A 15,357-nucleotide genomic window follows, 5' to 3' on the forward strand; every position below is an offset into this window, starting at 1 on the left:
ATGTGCAATGAGGTATGCAGACCTGATCCAGTTCGAGCCGATCGAGTCCGTCGTCCAGCTTCGGGATGCCGATGAGGTCACGAGCGCGAGACAGTTGGTCTGCACTTATGTCATCTCCGACGAGATGGCCGAGAAGCTGACCGGCCTTGTGATCCCCCAGCTTCAGTTCGACCAGCCCGCCGATAACAAGGGGCTGCTTGTCGTGGGCAACTACGGTACCGGTAAGTCACATCTCATGTCGGTGATCTCCAGCATCGCCGAGCACGCGGACCTGCTGTCCGCCCTGGACAACGCTCAGGTGGCACAAGCAGCAAGAGCGATCGCAGGCAAGTTCAAGGTGGTCCGCACCGAGATCGGGTACACCACTATGTCGCTGCGGGACATCCTCGTCGGCGAGCTGGAGGAGCACCTGGCCGCCATGGGCGTGACCTACACCTTCCCACACGCCAGCCAGGTCCCCAACAACAAGCGGGCATTCGAGGAGATGATGGCTGCGTTTCATGCCGAGTTCCCGGACCATGGCCTGCTCTTGGTTGTGGATGAGCTCCTGGACTATCTCCGTGGCCGCCCGGACCAGGCGCTGATCCTCGACCTTAACTTCCTCCGTGAGGTGGGCGAGGTCTGCAAGGACCTGCGCTTCCGCTTCATGGCAGGTGTGCAGGAGGCCATTTTCGACAGCCCTCGTCTCGCCTTCGCGGCCGAAAGCATCCGCCGGGTCAAGGACCGCTTCGAACAGATCCTTATCGCCCGAAAGGACGTCAAGTTCGTAGTCGCCGAGCGCCTGCTCAGGAAGACTGGCGAACAGCAGGCCAAGATCCGCGAGCACCTTACACCGTTCGCCAAGTTCTACGGCCACATGAACGAACGGATGGACGAGTTCGTCCGCCTCTTCCCGGTCCATCCCGACTACATCGACACCTTCGAGCGCATCACGGCGGTGGAGAAGCGCGAGGTGCTCAAGACCATCTCTCTGGCCATGAAGACGCTGCACGATCAGGAGGTGCCGGAGGACCGGCCCGGTCTCATTGCGTACGACAGTTACTGGACTTCCTTGCGCGAGAACCCCTCCTTCCGCGCCGTCCCGGACATCAAGGCGGTGATCGATTGTAGCCAGGTGCTGGAGTCCCGGATCGAGCAGGCCTTCACCCGGCCGGCGTACAAGCCCATGGCGCTCCGCATCATCCACGCGCTCTCGGTCCACCGGCTGACGACCGGAGACATCTACGCACCTCTGGGCGCCACGGCTGAGGAGCTGCGCGACGCGCTCTGTCTTTACCAGCCCGGCATCGAAGAATTAGGTGGAGACCCGGCCGACGACCTCCTTTCCCAGGTGGAAACGGTCCTGCGCGAGATCCACAGGACGGTCAGCGGCCAGTTCATCTCCTCCAATCCGGACAACCGGCAGTATTACCTCGATCTCAAGAAGACCGACGACTTCGACGCGCTTATCGAGAAGCGCGCCGAGAGCCTCGATGCCTCCCAGCTCGACCGCTATTACTACGAGGCTTTGAAACGGGTCATGGAGTGTACCGACCAGACCTACGTTACCGGCTACAAGATCTGGCAGCACGAGCTGGAATGGCTGGAGCACAAGGCGGCAAGACAGGGATATCTCTTCTTCGGCGCTCCCAACGAGCGCTCGACGGCCGTACCGCCCCGTGATTTCTACCTCTACTTCATTCAGCCGTTCGATCCGCCGCACTTCAAAGACGAGAAGAAGGCGGATGAAGTGTTCCTTCGCCTGACCAACAGGGACGATGAGTTTCGGATCGCGCTGACGAACTATGCCGCGGCGCTGGAGCTCGCGTCCACCTCGAGCGGCCACGCCAAAGCCACCTACGAGTCCAAGGCCACCGGATTCCTGCGGGACCTGGTGGGCTGGCTGCAGAAGCACATGACCGATGCCTTCGAAGTGACCCACCAGGGACGCACCAAGTCGCTGGTCGAATGGACCAAGGGCAAGTCCATCCGCGAGCTGTCCGGGATCGCTTCCCACGAGCGGATCAACTTTCGCGACCTGGTGAACACCATCGCCGGCATCGTCCTGTCCGCACACTTTCAGGACCAGGCGCGCGAGTATCCCTACTTCTCGGTGCTCATCACAGGCCAAAACCGCGAGCAGGCGGCACAGGACGCCCTGCGCGCTATCGCCGGACAGAATCGCACCAAGCAGGCGATCGCCGTGCTCGACGCCCTGGAGCTCCTCGATGGCGAGCGGCTCGATCCGTACCGCTCCAAGTACGCGAAGCACATCCTGGACATCCTCAAGAAGAAGGGGCATGGCCAGGTGGTCAACCGCTCGGAGCTGATCCAGGAGGTCTATGGTGTCGAGTACTTCGCACCGGACAAGGGCTACCGTCTGGAGCCCGAATGGGCTGTCGTGGTCCTGGCCGCGCTGGTCTACTCCGGTGACCTGGTGCTCTCGATTTCCGGCGAGAAGTTCGACGCCACCAGGCTGCCGCAACTGGCTGCGACGATCATAGACGAGCTGGTCCCCTTCAAGCACATCGAGAGGCCCAAAGACTGGAACCTGCCCGCGCTCAAGGCACTCTTCGAATTTCTCGGGCTGACGCCGGGCATGGCGCAGCTCGTCACCCAAGGCAAGGAAGAGCCGGTCCAGCAACTCCAGAAAGCCATCTCCGCGGTGGTGGAGAAGCTGGTCCTAGTCCAACAGAGCCTGCAAAGCGGCCTAGCGTTCTGGGGCAGGAACCTGCTCGCCGAGGAGGAAGCAGCCCAGCTGCGCGACCGGCTCGACCAGACCAAGTCTTTTCTTGAATCCCTCCAGGCCTACTCCTCGCCCGGCAAGCTCAAGAACTTCCGCTATGACGCCCAGGAGGTGAAGCGTCACGAAGACGGCCTGAAGGCCGTCTCGGAGATCGAGTCCCTGCAGGAGCTGGTGAGCGACCTGGGCCGGGTGGCCTCCTATCTCTCCACCGCCGAGGCGGTGCTGCCCACGGACCACGAGTGGGTAGAGCGGATGAAGGCGACGCGAGATGCGGTGCTCGCGCAAGTGTCGGACCCGGCCCAGCGCACGTCCAGCGCTTTCCGCCAGCAGGCTCTGCGCAAACTCGCTGGCCTCAAGAAGTCCTACGTGCAAGCCTATCTCGCCATGCACGCCCGAGCCCGACTGGGCGTGAACGAGGACAGGCGCAAGAGCGCGTTGATGGGCGACGAACGGCTCAAGACCCTCTCGAGGCTCTCCACCATCGACCTGATGCCGCGCCAGCACCTGACCGATTTCCAGAACCGCCTGGCTGGCCTGAAGAGCTGCTTCGCGCTCACCGAGCAGGACCTCGACGCATCGCCGGTCTGCCCGCATTGCTCCTTCCGGCCCGGAACGGAGGGCGTGGGCGCACCTGCCGCGACCGTGCTCGAGCACCTGGACACGGAGCTGGACAAGCTCCTCGACGACTGGACCCAGACGCTGCTGGCCAACCTGGAGGACCCAACCACCCGCGGCAACCTCGACCTGCTCAAGCCCGAGCCCAGGAAGCTGGTGGATGCCTTCCTCAAGGAACGCAAGTTGCCCGACGAGCTGGGCAAGGATTTTATCCACGCCCTGCAGGAGGTGCTCTCCGGGCTGGTCAAGGTCGCCGTGAAAACCGAGGATCTGCGCGCAGCCCTTCTCAAGAGTGGCTCACCGGCGACGCCGGCGGACATGAAGAAACGCTTCGATGAATACCTTGACGAACTCACCAAGGGCCATGAGCCTGGCAAGGTGAGAATTGTGCTGGAGTGACCGTGAATCGGAATGAACTCGAACAAATCGCCCAACAGGGTGAATCCGAAACCATCGAGTTCAAGAAATCCACAGCACAGATCCGGCGGGCGATGGAAACACTCTGCGGCATGCTCAACGGCCATGGCGGCCGTGTGCTGTTCGGTATTACACCCCAGGGGCAGATCGTTGGGCAGACGGTTTCTGACAAAACTTTACGGGAGGTAGTCGATCAGCCGAGGCGTTTCGAACCTCCGGGCACCGTTGCCCAAACACGCATTGACCTCGGTGATGACAAGGAGTTGCTGGTGCTGGAAGCACAGCCGGATCCTACCCGGCGCCCCTATATCTTTGACGGTCGGCCTTATCAGCGGGTGGGTTCCACCACCTCCGTGATGCCCCAGGAAACCTACCACCGGCTTCTGGCAGAACGTCCCGACAGTCGCACCCGCTGGGAAACGCTTCGAGCCGAGGGATATGGTGTGGCCGACCTCGACCAAGAGGAAATCCTGCGCACAGTGCGCCTTGGTGTTGCCGCCGGCCGCTTGCCGGAATCAACGGGCGGCGACATTCCCGATATCCTGCATCGGTTGGAATTGCTCAAGGGCGGTCGTCTGAACAACGCAGCCATCGTTCTATTCGGCACCTGCTTCCTCCCTGACTATCCTCAATGCCAGCTGCGTATGGCCCGCTTCCGTGGGGTGGACAAATCGGAGTTCCTCGACCAGCGCCAGATCGAAGGGCACGCCTTTGCCCTGCTTGACGAGGCCATGCTGTTTTTGCGCCGCCATCTTCCCGTGGCGGGCCGGGTCGTCCCCGGGCTGTTCGAGCGTGAGGACGAGCCATTGTTTCCGCTGGAGGTCCTGCGTGAGGCGCTGGTCAATGCCTTCTGCCACCGGGACTACACCATCGCAGGCGGGGCGGTCAGCCTGGCCATCTACGACGATCGCCTGGAGATTTGGAGCGACGGGACCTTGCCATCCGGTCTCACCCCGGAGGATCTCAAGCGAGACCACACGTCAAAACCGAGCAATCCGTTGATCGCCAAGGTGTTCTACCTTCGCGGCGTCATCGAGCGCTGGGGACGCGGGACACAAAAGATCGTCGAGCTGTGTGTCAAGGCTGGGCACCCAGAGCCAGAATTCGGCGAGCAGGCCGGTAGCGTCTGGGTGCGCTTCGTACCGAGCGGTTACATTGCCCCGCATCGCGTAGCGCATGACCTTACCGAGCGACAGCGGGAGGTCCTGCAAATCACTGCTCATCATGGCCCGATCCCTCTTCGAGAGATCATGCAGCAGATGGCAAGCCCGCCGGCCTCCGCTACGGTCCGGGATGATCTCTACCACCTGAAGCGTCTGGAATTGGTCGATTCCGCTGGACATGGCCGAGGGGCCGTGTGGCGGCTGCGCAGAGAGGAAAGCTCATGAGCACCGGAATAAGCTGGCATCGGCTGGAGAATAAGCGGGAATGGCCAGCGTATTTCCAGCTTATTCGCATGAACCATCGGGAAGCCTTTCCATATGGGCATCTTATGGAGAACCCATATAAGGCGAAAATAAGTCGGCTCCATTCCGCCCTATCCCTCCCAAGAGGAGCGAAATTCACATGAACCGGCAAAACAACCTTTTTGAAAACCAGGAGGCCAAAACCAGGGACCAGGAACCTGTCGAATGCCTTGGCAAGACCTTCGACTCCGACGAGGCGCGGCGGCAGCACTTCCTCCGCCTCTTGCGCGAAGGGCTGGAGGAACTCCACGCCAAGCTCGGCGGTGTGCCCTTCACCACGGTGGAAGACGCCGTGGAACGGATGAAGTCGGTCGAGAAATGGCCGATGGGAGGTGAGACGCGCCTGCGTGAGCTTGCCGAGCGCATGCGCCATGCCGATTCAAGCAAGGACCTGCTCCAGCGCTGGAAGGACGAGGTCGGCTTCCCGCACGGTGAGATCGAAGACATCCTGAACCTATCCGATCCGCCCTATTACACGGCGTGCCCGAACCCCTTCATCGCGGACTTCATCAAGCACTACGGCAAGCCATACGACCCGAACGTGCCTTACAGCAAGGAGCCGTTCGCGGTCGACGTGAGCGTGGGGAAAACGGACCCGCTTTACAAAGCCCATTCGTATCACACCAAGGTACCGCATCTGGCCATCGTGCCTTCCATTCTCCACTACACAGAGCCGGGAGACGTGGTCTTGGATGGGTTCTGCGGCTCTGGTATGACGAGCGTCGCGGCACAATGGTGTAGCTCCGCACCGGAGAGCTACAAGCGTGATGTCGAGGCATCATGGGAGAAGGAAGGCCGGAAGAAGCCCAACTGGGGCCTACGCCGTGTGGTGCTGGGCGATCTCGCGCCTGCCGCCACCTTCATCGCTGCCAACTACAACTTGCCCTTCGATGTGGATGGATTTGCACGCGCGGCGCGCCAGATCCTCGACGAGGTCGAGCAGGAGATCGGCTGGATGTACGAGACCCTGCATACCGATGGCAAGACCAAGGGGCGCATCGAATATACAGTCTGGAGCGAAGTGTTCACCTGCTGGGACTGCGCGGGCGAGGTGGTGTTTCTGGAGCAGGCCCTGGACCCGGAGACCAAGAAGGTAAGGGAGACCTTCCCTTGCCCCCATTGCGGTGCGGAGCTGACAAAGAAGCGGCTGGAGCGCCTCTATGAAACCAAGCTAGACAGGGCGCTGAACACCATCATTCGCATCCCCAAGCGCCAGCCCGCTCTCATCGTCTACAGAATTGGCAAGACACGTTACGAGAAGAAGCCGAATCAGACCGATCTTGAAACCCTCTCCAGGGTGGAATCTCTTGCCTGGCCGCATGAGGTTCCGATAGATGCCTTGCCCTATATGCACATGACCCATGAACGGGCGCGGATGGACAATGCAGGCATCACCCACATCCACCACTTCTTTCTCCCCCGCGCCGCCCACGTCCTGGCGGCGCTGTGGCGCAAGGCCCAGGCATGGCCGGACAAGCGCAACCGGCACATGTTGTTGTTTTTCGTGGAGCAGGCGATTTGGGGGATGTCCGTTCTGAATCGTTATTTGCCGACGGCGTTTTCGCAAACAAATCGCCAGTTGACGGGGGTATATTACATTGCATCCCAAATTGCCGAAGTCTCCCCGTCCTACAACCTTGAAGGAAAGCTCAAGGGTTTGGCGAAGGCCTTTCGAGGGCATCGAACATCATCCGGAAGCGCCATCGTCACCACCGTCACCACCGCACGTCTCGACCTCCCTGACAACTCTATTGATTACATCTTCACCGACCCGCCCTTCGGCGAGAACATCTATTACGCCGACCTAAATTTCCTGGTGGAGTCCTGGCACCGGGTGCTGACCAACGCCACCCCCGAAGCCATCGTGGACAAGGCCAAGAAGAAAGGCCTGCCCGAGTACCAGCACCTGATGCGGCAATGCTTCGCAGAGTATTGCCGAGTACTCAAGCCCGGCCGTTGGATGACGGTCGTTTTCCACAACTCCCGCAACGCCGTCTGGAACGCTATTCAGGAAGCGATACTGGCCGCGGGCTTCGTGGTGGCCGATGTCCGCACCCTCGACAAGCAACAGGGTTCCTACCGTCAGGTCACCAGCACGGCGGTCAAACAGGACCTGGTCATCTCCGCCTACAAACCCAACGGGGGCCTTGAGGAAAGGTTCAAGCTGACCGCCGGCACCGAGGAAGGTGTCTGGGACTTCGTCCGCACGCACCTGAGGCAGCTGCCGGTGTTCGTCTCCAAGGACGGCGAGGCGGAAGTCATCGCAGAGCGGCAGAACTACCTGCTATTCGACCGCATGGTGGCTTTCCATGTCCAGCGGGGCGTGACGGTGCCTCTCTCCGCGGCGGAGTTCTACGCCGGTCTCGCGCAGCGCTTCTCGGAGCGCGACGGGATGTACTTCCTGCCCGAGCAGGTGGCGGAGTACGACAAGAAGCGCATGAAGGTTGGTGAGGTCCTGCCGCTGCAGCTCTTCGTCACCGACGAGGCCTCCGCCATCCAGTGGCTCAAGCAGCAGCTCACCAGGAAGCCGCAGACCTTCCAGGAGCTTCATCCGCAGTTTCTCAAGGAGATTGGAGGCTGGCAGAAGCACGAGAAGCCGCTCGAGCTGTCCGAGCTGCTGGAACAGAACTTCCTCCGCTACGACGGCAAGGGTCCGATTCCGAAGCAGATCGTTTCCTGGATGCGTCAGAGCGCGGAGCTTCGGAAGATCATCGATGAGCAGCTTGCGTCTGGACAGGCTCAAGAGGATGACAGCGGACTCGTGACCCGTGAGCCACGACTCATCGACCGCGCGAAAGCGCGCTGGTACGTCCCGGACCCCAACAAGGCCGGCGACCTGGAGAAACTCCGCGAGCGGGCCCTGCTGCGCGAGTTCGAGGAGTACCGCGAGTCCAAGCAGAAGCGCCTGAAGGTCTTCCGCCTCGAGGCCGTCCGCGCCGGCTTCAAGAAGGCATGGCAGGAACGGGACTACGCCACCATCATCGCCGTGGCGCGCAAGATCCCAGAGGACATCCTCCAGGAAGACCCCAAGCTCCTCATGTGGTACGACCAGGCGCTTACCCGTTCTGGGGAGGAGTGAACCATGCATTTGCTCTATACGGACGAGGTGAATGTAGACCCCTGCAGTAGTGACTTCTTCATTTATGGTGGTGTCAGTGTCGATGCCAACCAAGCAGCATCGTTGTCCAGAAGGATCGACCTTCTGCGGCAAGAGCACGGATACGAGCCAGAGGATCTATTGAAGTTCAACACCCGCGAGCGGCCCCACACCATTTCTCCCGAGACACATAGGGAGATAAAGAGAAGAGTCATTGAGGAGGCGGCTGCTCATGACGCTCTCCTGTTCGCTTCGTTTATTCTCCACGGCATCGCCGCGAGTCCGGAGGAAGCGAGACGGAAGGAAATCAATCGGGTGTGTTTTAACTTTGACTGTTTTCTCCGAGAACGAGATGAATACGGCATCGTCCTGATTGATATGTTCACCGATAACAACTTGCCACAGATATTGAGAGAAAAGTTTTCGATAGGATTGAGTGGGCTGCCGTATTCGGATCGGTACCGCCTTGAGCGCGTTCTTGGCTTTCATCTTGCGTCAATCGGTTCGTCCAATTTCTCGTCTGTTGTTGATATTGTCTTGGGTTCCTTGCGGTACGCCGTGAACTGTCTCGACGATCCCAGCCGTCAGGATGTAGTGCGGACGTTGCTAAGTCAGCTTGCTCCGCTCTGTTTGAAAAACGACGACGGAAGTATCCGAGAGCTCAGCCTCTTTTTTAGCCCCGTTAGGGTCCGGGTACCCGAGTATTATCAGCAATACCAGAACCTACGGGACTCTCTGACTCGAAACGGATTGGGGGGGATAGAGACGCGGCAAGAATGGGGAAAATAGGATGGGTGTTGACCACCTAGGCGACTGGTGCTACAGCCCCGAGCACGGGGAGCTCTGCCGGGTCATCGAGACCCAGACGCTCTGGGGTGAGACCGTCTGCCGTGTCTGGCTGCCGGGCAAGGATGCCGTCGTGCGGGTGCCCGCCGCGCGCCTCCGGCCCGTGCAGGAGGCAAGTGTCGGCACCGTGGACGGGATCGCTTATCTCGCCGCGGCGGCGCGGGTCGCCGATGCGCTGACCCAGGACGTCCTGCTTGCGCCTATCGAATCGTCCGTCATCCCGCTGCCGCATCAGATTCGAGCGCTCTCCAGGGCCGTTTCCAACGACCGCGTGCGCTATCTCCTGGCGGACGAGGTGGGCCTCGGCAAGACCATCGAGGCAGGTCTTATCATGCGGGAGCTCAAGCTCCGGGGCCTGGTGAGGCGGACGCTGGTCATCGCCCCGAAGGGCCTGGTGACCCAATGGGTGGCGGAAATGCGCACCCACTTCGGGGAGGAGTTCCGCCTGCTCATCCCGAGCGACTTCTCCGCCTACCGCCGCATCGCCCAGGAAGACAACCTCTGGCAGAGCCATCCACAGGTGGTCTGCCCCATGGACTCTGTGAAGCCCCTGGACGGCCGGCGCGGCTGGTCGAGGGAACAGGTGGCCGAGTACAACCGGGAGCGCTTCGAAGACCTGATCTCCGCCGGCTGGGACCTGGTCATCGTCGACGAGGCCCATCGCCTGGGTGGAAGCACGGACCAGGTGGCCCGCTACAAGCTCGGCCAGGGGCTGGCCGAGGCCGCGCCCTACCTGCTCCTGCTCTCCGCCACACCGCACCAGGGCAAGACCGACGCTTTCCACCGCCTGATCTCCCTGGTCGACGCGCAGGCCTTCCCCGACGTGAGCAGCGTGACAAAGGAGCGGGTACAACCGTACGTCATCCGCACGGAGAAGCGCCGCGCCATCGACGCGGAGGGCAAGCCGCTTTTCAAACCCCGGCGCACGGAGCTTGCGCCCGTCTCCTGGGAGGATCGCCACCGGGATCAACGGCTGCTCTACGAGGCGGTCACCGAATACGTGCGCGAAGGCTACAACCAGGCCATGCGCGAGAAGCGCAGCTACATCGGATTCCTCATGATCCTCATGCAGCGCCTGGTGGTCTCCAGCACCCGCGCCATCCGCACCACCCTGGAGCGGCGCCTCGAAGCGCTCGAGGCCCCACAGGAACAGCTCACACTCTTCCCCATGGTCTCCGAGGAGGAGTGGGCCGACCTGGACGGCCAGGAGCAGATGGACACGCTACTCAAGACCCGCCTTGAGGCCCTGACAAATGAAAGGGCCGAGGTGAAGCTGCTCCTGGAAGCGGCCAAGCGCTGCGAAAGCCAGGGCCCGGACGCCAAGGCCGAAGCGCTCCTGGACTGGATCTACCGTCTCCAGGCCGAGAAAGGCGACCCGGATCTTAAGGTGCTGGTGTTCACCGAGTTCGTGCCGACCCAGGAGATGTTGTACGAGTTCCTGACCGAGCGCGGCTTCGAGGTGGTATGCCTCAACGGCTCCATGGACTTGGAGGAGCGCAAGCGGGTCCAGGACACCTTCGCCAAGGATGCCCGCATCCTCATCTCGACGGACGCCGGTGGTGAGGGCCTCAACCTCCAGTTTTGCCATGTGGTCATCAACTACGACATTCCCTGGAACCCGATGCGCCTGGAACAACGCATCGGCCGGGTGGACCGCATAGGCCAGACCCACACGGTGCGCGCCATCAACTTCGTGTTTGAAGACTCGGTCGAACACCGTGTCTGCGAGGTCCTGGAGGAGAAACTGGCGGTCATCTTCGAAGAGTTCGGCATCGACAAGACCGGTGACGTGCTCGACTCTGCCCAGGCGGGCCAGATTTTCGACGATCTGTATGTGGAAGCCATCCTCAATCCCGATGTGGTGGAAACCAAGGTCGACGAGGTCCTGAAAAGCATTCAGGAGCAGGCCCGCGAGTCTCGGCAAAGCGTTTCCGTGCTCGGCTCTGTCGAAGACCTAGATCCTGGAGAGGCACAGCGACTGCTGGCCCACCCGCTCCCGCATTGGGTCGAGCGCATGACGGTAAGCTACCTGCAGGCTCACGGCGGCAAGGCCGAGCGGAAGAACGGCGCCTGGGATCTCACCTGGCCGGGCGGCGAGCAACTGAGCAATGTCGTCTTCACCAGCAAGGAGGCTGCAGAGAGGCCTCTGAGTCGCCACGTGACGCTGGAAAATCCCAAGGTGCGTGGGCTAGCCATGCGCCTTCCTCCCTTTGCCCCGGGACAACCGGTCCCGGTCATCACGCTCCCTGGCCTTGCCCAAGAGATCATGGGTTTCTGGTCGCTCTGGCGAATCTCGATCTCGACCGCCGACTGGAATCGTCGCCGGATCATGCCTTTGTTCCTGGCCGACGACGGTCGGGTGTTTGCGCCGACTGCCCGGCACATCTGGGATCAACTGGTGGTAACGAAGCCCACGATCCTGCGGCATTTGGACGTCGAGACCTCGCATCAAGCCTTCGAGCAACTCCTGGAGCCGGCGGAACGACAGGGGAAGACGATCTACGACGAGCTGGTGCAGGCTCACCGGGAGCGTCTTGCTCGGGAACGTGAGAAGGGCGAGTACGCCTTCGCTGCGCGACGCAGAGCCATCGAGCGCATCGGGCTGCCCCAGGTCCGTAACCATCGCCTGAGTCTCTTGGAGCAGGAGGAAGAACGCTTCCACGAACAACTCGAGCGCCGGGCCCAGATTCTGCCGGAAATGGCGCCCCTGCTTCTCGTCCGCGTGGAGGGAGGCACCCATGGGTAGTTGGCGTGACCAAATCCTGAGTGAGTTCACACCCCAGGTCGCCCGGCTTACCCTGGTCGCGGATCCGGACGGCCTGCTCCTTGAAGAAGGTGTGCTCGAAGGGATCCGGGAACGGGGCTTTGAGCTGATCCCGTTCGAGGATCATGTCGCCTTTCGCTATGCCTACGAATCCAAGTTCCGCTCCCGCTGGGACCGTCGTGAGGAAACCGATCTGGTGGTGGTGCTGAGATCGCCGTCGAGCGATCTCGATGCCTTGCCCTACGACCTGCTGCAGGCTGGCCGCAAGCTCTCTTTCAACCTGGGCGATCTCTTCCCGAATCTCAGCTACCCCGTGGTCGCGGTACTCGACCGGGCTGATCTCGACGTCTTGTTCGATGCGCAATTGAGGCACGCGCCGGGGCCGCTCGGCGACAACGCGACGAAGGAGTTCGTCCTTCGTCATGTGTTCGAGATCGCGCCGGAACTCATCAAGCAGCCATCTGACCTACTCCGGGTCTTGCTGCGTCGCCATTACCGCGGACAACGAATCCCCCACATCCTCGATGAGCGTTTTATCCAGGTGCTTCGTCAAAACGGCCTATTTGAGGATTGGCCTCTGGAAGCCATCATTCCGGACGAGCAAGCATTCTTTGCGTTCCTGCAGGAGCGTTGGCCGGTGTTCCTGGATTCGCTCGCGAATTCAAACGATGATGCCGTCTACGCGGGTGCGGCGGTCTACGGCTTCAAGTCCCCAGGACCTGCGCTCTTGCCTTTCGACCACGACGATGTCCGCGTCTACCTCGACAACCTGTTCTTCGAAGGATTGCTCCAGCCAGTTCTTCACGAGCAAGCGCAGACGCTTGCACAGTCTTGGGCAGTGTGTGGCGTGAGAATCTCGCCAGAGGAAGATCGCCTACGCCGCGTGAGGGGTCTTCTCGATTTTATCGAGAAGACGCTTCCCACAGTAGACTCGCGGTACGCGGAGTGGCTTGAGTTTGCTCCTCGTTGGTCCGAACTCGTTGCGCTGACGTTGGACTCAGACCTGCCTACGCGCGACGCACAGGCAAGCGCTACGCTACCACCCGGATACGGGGAGCGTTTGGAGGCATTGAAAGCTCAGATCGATGTCACGTTCACCGAATGGATCGTGAAGCGCTACGCAAGTCTCATCAACCTTCCGCCACTGCCGCCGGTGATGCTGCATCACATCCCTCCCTTCCTCGCTAGAAACCTTGACAATGCCCACGATGCAAAAGTCGCTCTTTTGCTCATGGACGGTCTTGCCTTGGACCAGTGGGTTGTCTTGCGTCGTGTACTTGAGGAGTCAGATGCGACGTTGCGGTTCCGCGACAACGTCGTATTCGCTTGGATTCCGACTATTACTTCCGTTTCCCGACAAGCCACGTTTGCCGGTAAGCCGCCCATCTATTTCCCAACGAGTATCCTTACCACGACCAAAGAGTCGGAACTTTGGACTCAGTTCTGGGTTGGGGAAGGGTTAACGAAACATGAGGTGGGCTACATGAAGGGACTCGGAGACGGAAGCTTGGACGGGCTTGCCGAGCTCCTGAGCCGACCCAGGTTACGCGTTGTCGGATTGGTTATCAACAAGGTCGATCGAATCATGCACGGCATGGAGCTAGGATCGGCGGGCATGCACAACCAAGTTCGACTATGGGCGAGGCAGGGATTCATGTGTGATCTCCTTCGTTTGCTCCATGACCGTGGATTTCAGGTTTATCTCACCTCAGACCACGGCAACATCGAGTCGGAGGGCATAGGTGAACCTTCCGAAGGATCGGTCGCGAAGGAAGCTGGCGAGCGTGTTCGGGTCTATTCGGATCTCAAGCTCAGGGCCCAGGTCAAGGAGCGGTTCCGAGGGGCAGTAGAGTGGCCGCCTTTCGGCCTACCGGAGGACTACCTCGCCCTTATTGCTCCTAACCGAGCCGCCTTCGTACAGAGAGGGAAAACCAGGGTCGCTCATGGCGGTATCAGTGTCGAAGAGCTTCTTGTCCCCTTTGTCGAAATTGAGAGACAAGATCGATGATGAAGCACCCGGTGCAGATCGGCTTCAGCCAACGCGTGCGTCTCGAATGGTACGAGAGCACGGCAAACCTCGTACTGGCTGGAAATGATGAAGTGTCGATCTACCACATTCTCGATGAGATGCTCAAAGAGACGTTGTCGGTCGTTGGAAATGCGCGACGAGGTACTCGAGAGAAAGTCATCACCATTCTCATGAAGATCTGGGTTCGACCCCCACGTCACCTTGAAGATATGAAGCGGGAAGGACTCCAGTTCCTTCAGCGCTTGTCACGCCGGGATCGCATCACAGTCCACTGGGGTATGACCATGGCGGTCTATCCCTTCTGGGGAACCGTGGCAACTTACGTTGGGCGACTGCTCAGACTTCAGGGTACGGCCACTGCTGGCCAGGTGCAGCGGCGCGTTCGGGAGCAATTTGGCGAACGCAGCACGGTCACGCGAGCAACGCAACGGGTGCTGCGGAGCTTTATTGATTGGGGAGTGCTACAGGAGACGTCGGAGCGAGGCAGTTATGCGGCTGGATCGGTGCTGGACGTGACTCAGCGGGACGTCATCGCGTGGCTGGTCGAAGCAGCCTTACACGCCCATCAAGTCCGCGCTGCACCGCTCGGAACTGTTCTTGAGTCCACAAGCCTGTTTCCGTTCCGCTTTAGTTACCTCCCGCCGATGCGCTTAGTTGCTGAATCGGACCGTCTTGATCTGCTGCGGTACGATTTAAATCAAGAATTAATCACGTCCCGCTCGAATGCTCCGTCCGTGGCGCGCAGCGGAGGTATATGAGGACTGGAGGCGTGCCTGCGAGTGAGTTGCGTCGTCGAGCGACGAATAAGGAGCGGATCCGCAAATTGCGGATTAAGTCGCGCCGTGATTCTGCTTCGGCAACCTCTATACAGTAATTCGTGACCCAAGCGGGTGCTTGTCGCGCTGTTGGACACATATCGTCTGCACTCGCCGGAACTCGACGAGAAGAATGCCTCTGTGCTTGTAGCTGATGGGCGATACAGCTTTACTCCTAGCTATGCATGCCCTGCTGGAGACAGTCTGCGGTGAGGACGTTATCGTCGGAATTCGCCTTAGTGAGCTTTATGGCGGCTCTCACATCTTTGGTGGCTACCACCTTATCACCCCGTAGTTGACGGGGTGGATCCGCGGGTGGCGCCGGAGCATTACGTGTCGCACACCTACCGGGCGGCCCAGGCGGATGGGTGGGTGCGGCTTACCGTGCACTGGGAGGCGGTGTTCACCACCGGTGGGATCACCTACCCGATCGACCCGATCGACGTCACCACCACCATCCACTACCCCGTCCACCAAGCCCGCGCCGTCCTCGTCACCACTCCGTAAACGCATTTATCCGGAATTTGCGTATTCAACCGGAGAAGACAGGGTGTGGTCGGCCGCTTCCGCGAAATGAGAAGTC

At 60.6% G+C, this 15,357-nt stretch carries 8 protein-coding genes; all 8 read left to right on the forward strand.

What is annotated here, in order from left to right; all coding sequences use genetic code 11:
* Positions 1–7 precede the first annotated feature (7 nt).
* Positions 8–3,739, forward strand: coding sequence for a DUF6079 family protein (locus tag ACEL_RS04195; protein WP_011719648.1), 3,732 nt, complete (start codon positions 8–10; stop codon positions 3,737–3,739).
* On the forward strand, positions 3,736–5,145 hold the full coding sequence (locus ACEL_RS04200; protein ID WP_041834944.1) for an ATP-binding protein: 1,410 nt from the start codon (positions 3,736–3,738) through the stop codon (positions 5,143–5,145). The genes ACEL_RS04195 and ACEL_RS04200 overlap by 4 nt, the downstream gene beginning before the upstream one ends.
* A gap of 178 nt (positions 5,146–5,323) precedes the next feature.
* Positions 5,324–8,302 (forward strand): DNA methyltransferase, encoded by a 2,979-nt coding sequence (locus tag ACEL_RS04205; protein WP_011719650.1) that lies wholly within the window; start codon positions 5,324–5,326, stop codon positions 8,300–8,302.
* A 3-nt stretch (positions 8,303–8,305) separates the two neighbouring features.
* Positions 8,306–9,109, forward strand: a complete 804-nt coding sequence (locus ACEL_RS04210; RefSeq protein WP_011719651.1) for a hypothetical protein — start codon at positions 8,306–8,308, stop codon at positions 9,107–9,109.
* Between the two features lies 1 nt (position 9,110).
* A complete protein-coding gene (locus ACEL_RS04215; protein ID WP_011719652.1) occupies positions 9,111–11,912 on the forward strand; it encodes a helicase-related protein in 2,802 nt (933 codons plus the stop codon).
* Complete coding sequence (gene pglZ / locus ACEL_RS04220; RefSeq protein WP_011719653.1) at positions 11,905–13,938, forward strand: BREX-3 system phosphatase PglZ; 2,034 nt, start codon at positions 11,905–11,907, stop codon at positions 13,936–13,938. Before ACEL_RS04215 ends, pglZ begins: the two co-directional genes overlap by 8 nt.
* Positions 13,935–14,717 (forward strand): hypothetical protein, encoded by a 783-nt coding sequence (locus ACEL_RS04225; protein WP_011719654.1) that lies wholly within the window; start codon positions 13,935–13,937, stop codon positions 14,715–14,717. Before pglZ ends, ACEL_RS04225 begins: the two co-directional genes overlap by 4 nt.
* Before the next feature lie 372 nt (positions 14,718–15,089).
* Positions 15,090–15,281, forward strand: coding sequence for a hypothetical protein (locus ACEL_RS04230; RefSeq protein ID WP_011719655.1), 192 nt, complete (start codon positions 15,090–15,092; stop codon positions 15,279–15,281).
* Positions 15,282–15,357: the final 76 nt, after the last annotated feature.

Origin of the sequence: Acidothermus cellulolyticus 11B, assembly GCF_000015025.1 — a bacterium.
GTDB classification, from domain to species: Bacteria; Actinomycetota; Actinomycetes; order Acidothermales; family Acidothermaceae; genus Acidothermus; species Acidothermus cellulolyticus.

Coding starts and splice junctions, on each gene's coding strand:
- ACEL_RS04205 (WP_011719650.1), top strand. CDS start 5,324: ATGAACCGGCAAAACAACCTTTTTGAAAACCAGGAGGCCAAAACCAGG.
- ACEL_RS04225 (WP_011719654.1), top strand. CDS start 13,935: ATGATGAAGCACCCGGTGCAGATCGGCTTCAGCCAACGCGTGCGTCTC.
- ACEL_RS04210 (WP_011719651.1), top strand. CDS start 8,306: ATGCATTTGCTCTATACGGACGAGGTGAATGTAGACCCCTGCAGTAGT.
- ACEL_RS04215 (WP_011719652.1), top strand. CDS start 9,111: ATGGGTGTTGACCACCTAGGCGACTGGTGCTACAGCCCCGAGCACGGG.
- pglZ (WP_011719653.1), top strand. CDS start 11,905: ATGGGTAGTTGGCGTGACCAAATCCTGAGTGAGTTCACACCCCAGGTC.
- ACEL_RS04195 (WP_011719648.1), top strand. CDS start 8: ATGAGGTATGCAGACCTGATCCAGTTCGAGCCGATCGAGTCCGTCGTC.